This is a genomic window from Pseudomonas oryzihabitans, assembly GCF_032027545.1.
GTDB lineage: Bacteria > Pseudomonadota > Gammaproteobacteria > Pseudomonadales > Pseudomonadaceae > Chryseomonas > Chryseomonas oryzihabitans_F.
The window spans coordinates 1-2,869 of record NZ_JAVSJB010000063.1 but is presented as its reverse complement, the minus strand read 5'-3'; the positions used below and the strand labels follow the sequence as shown (position 1 = coordinate 2,869).

Sequence of the window (2,869 nt, the reverse complement as noted above, 5' to 3'; positions counted from 1 at the left end):
ACCCTGAAGGGCCAGGGCCTCGACGCCCAGGGACCGGTCTACGCCGGTGGCAGCGTTAGTGCCCAGAGCGGAGGCGACCTCAATGTGCGGCAGAGCGTGGCCGCGCGTAATGCCATCGTCCTGAGCGCCGCCGGGCAGCTCACCAATAGCGGTATCGTCGAGGCCGGGGTCAATCCCGACAACAGCCGCAATGCCACGGGCGACGTGACCCTGCAGGGCGCGCAGCTCACTAACCGAGGCTCGGTGATCGCCAGCCGTACCCTCACCGCCACCACCGGCGGCACCCTCGACAACAGCGGCGCCACCCTGAGTGCTGGTAGTCAGGCGCAACTCACGGCGACGGCCGTAGGCAATGCCCAAGGCCGCATCCAGAGCCGTGGCAGCCTGAACGTGCAAGCCACGACCCTCGACAACACCCAAGGGGTGGTGACTAGCGTCGGTGCCCTCACAGCCAACCTCGGACAAACCACCAATGGCAACGGCGAGCTCTCCAGCCAGGATCGTCTGAGCCTGCAAGGCCAGGGTCTCGATAACCGCCAGGGCAAGCTGATCGGTACTTCGGGCCTGGACCTGACCCTCACCGGCACCCTGGACAACCGCGGCGGCACCCTGGTCAGCCATGGCGATCTGCAGGCCCGGGTGACGGGCACCCTGGATAACCGTCAGCAGGGCAACCTCTACGGCGCCGGTGCCAGCGTCCTGAGCTTCGATCAACTGCTCAACGCCCAGGGCGTCCTGGCCAGCGATGCGGCTCTCACCCTGACGGGCAGCCAGGTCAACAACGACGGCGGCCAGCTCGGCAGCCAGGGCAACCTGACGGCGACCCTGGGGAGCTTCGACCAGCTCGATGGCCAGTTCATCAGCCAGGGCCAACTGACCCTGATCGCCGACCGGCTGGGCAACACCGGCAATGCACTGGTGGCCGGCAAGACCGGGCTCGAGCTGCGGGTGGGCGCGATCGACAACCGCGGCGGTGAAGCGTCGAGCCAGGGCGGCAGTGTCAGCGTTACCGGGCAGAGCCTGCTCAACGGTGGCGGCAAGGTCATCGCCGGCAAGGGGCTGACGCTGAACCTGGCGACGGCCGACAACAGTGCCAAGGGGGTGCTGAAGGCAGGGGAAAACCTGCAGGCGACCTTGACCGCGGCGCTGAACAACTCCAGCGGCCAGCTTCTGGCGGGCGGCGGGCTGGTCCTGGGTAGTGCCAGCCTGAACAACCTGGGTGGCCTCATCAGCGGGCAGGGGGCGGTGGCGGTCACGACCGGTGCCCTGGATAACACCCAGGGCCAGCTCCTGGGGCAAGCCAGCCTGGACGTGACGGCCGCGAGCCTGGACAACCGCGAGGGCCTGATCTCCAGCGTCGGCCAGCAGACCCTCACCGTTACCGGCGGCGCCGTGCAGAACGACAAAGGCCAAGTGGTCACCGACAGCGGCCTGACCCTCACCAGCGCCAGCCTGGACAACGCGGCCGGCACCCTGAGCGCCAAGGGCGCCATGACCCTGGTCACGGGCGACCTGGATAACAGCCAGGCCGGCAGCCTGGTCAGCGGAGACCGCCTGGCGGTGTCGGCTCAGCGGCTGGACAACACCTCAGGGCGAATCTCCAGTGGCCAAGACCTGCAACTGACCTTGGGCGGCGCGCTCGATAACGCCCAGGGCCGGATCGTCGGCCAGTCCACCCTGGATGTCACGGCCGCGAGCCTGGACAACCGCCAGGGCCTGATCTCCAGCGTCGGCCAGCAGACCCTCATCGTTACCGGCGGTGCGGTACAGAACGACAAGGGCCAACTGGTCACCGACGGCGGCCTGACCCTGAGCAGCGCCAGCCTGGACAACGGCACCGGCACCCTGAGTGCCAAGGGCGTCGCACTACTCACCACTACCGGCGCCATCACCAATGCCCAGGGCGGCCGCCTGGTCGGCAGTGATACGTTTACCGTTACCGCTGGCAGCCTGAACAACGCCGGCCGTCTGGCCAGTGCCAAGGATCTTGCGGTCACCACCGCCAGCCTCACCAACAGCGGCGAACTCTTCAGCCAGGCCGGCCTGACCCTGGACCTCAAGAACGGCACCCTCACCAACAACGCCAGTGGCCTCATCACCGCGCCCGGTGCCCTGCTGCTCAAGAACCTCGGCAGCGTTCGCAATGCCGGCGAACTCAGCAGCGGCCAAGCCTTCACCCTGACGGCCGACAGCCTGGACAACAGCGGCGGCAAGCTCATCAGCAACGCCAGCCTGACCCTGCGCATCGCCCGCGCCCTGACCAACGTCAAGGGCGCCCTGTCCGCGGCCGGCTTGGACGTCGAAGCCGCCAGCCTCGACAACAGCGAGGGTCTGCTCACCAGCCGCCAAGGTCTGAGCGTGACGCTGACGGGCCAGCGGGTCGACGGCCAGGGGCTACTGCTCAACGACCAGGGCGAACTGCTCAGCGAGGGTACCCTGGACCTCACTGCCGCCGACCTGGACAACCGCCAGGGCCTGATCTCCAGTGCCGGCCAGCAGACCCTCACCGTCACCGGCGGCGCCGTGCAGAACGAAGGTGGCCAACTGGTCACCGATGGCGGCCTGACCCTCAGCAGCGCGAGCCTGGCCAACGGCAGCGGCACCCTGAGTGCCAAGGGCGCCGTCAGCCTGACCACTACCGGTACGCTCGACAACGCCCAGACCGGGCGCCTGATCGGCAGCGACACCGTTACCGTTGCCGCTGGCAGCCTGACCAACGCCGGCCGCCTGGCCAGTGCCAAGGATCTCGCGGTCACCACCGCCAGCCTCACCAACAGCGGCGAACTCTTCAGCCAGACCGGCCTCACCCTGGACCTCAAGAACGGCAGCCTGACCAACACCGGCGGTGGTCTCATCACCGCCCCCGGTG

General features: G+C 68.2%; 1 protein-coding gene. It reads left to right on the top strand.

The genetic code is table 11. From position 1 onward, the window contains the following. Nucleotides 1-2,869, top strand: a 2,869-nt coding sequence (locus RND78_RS27595; RefSeq protein WP_409457152.1) for a beta strand repeat-containing protein, incomplete at both ends; no start/stop codon positions are given.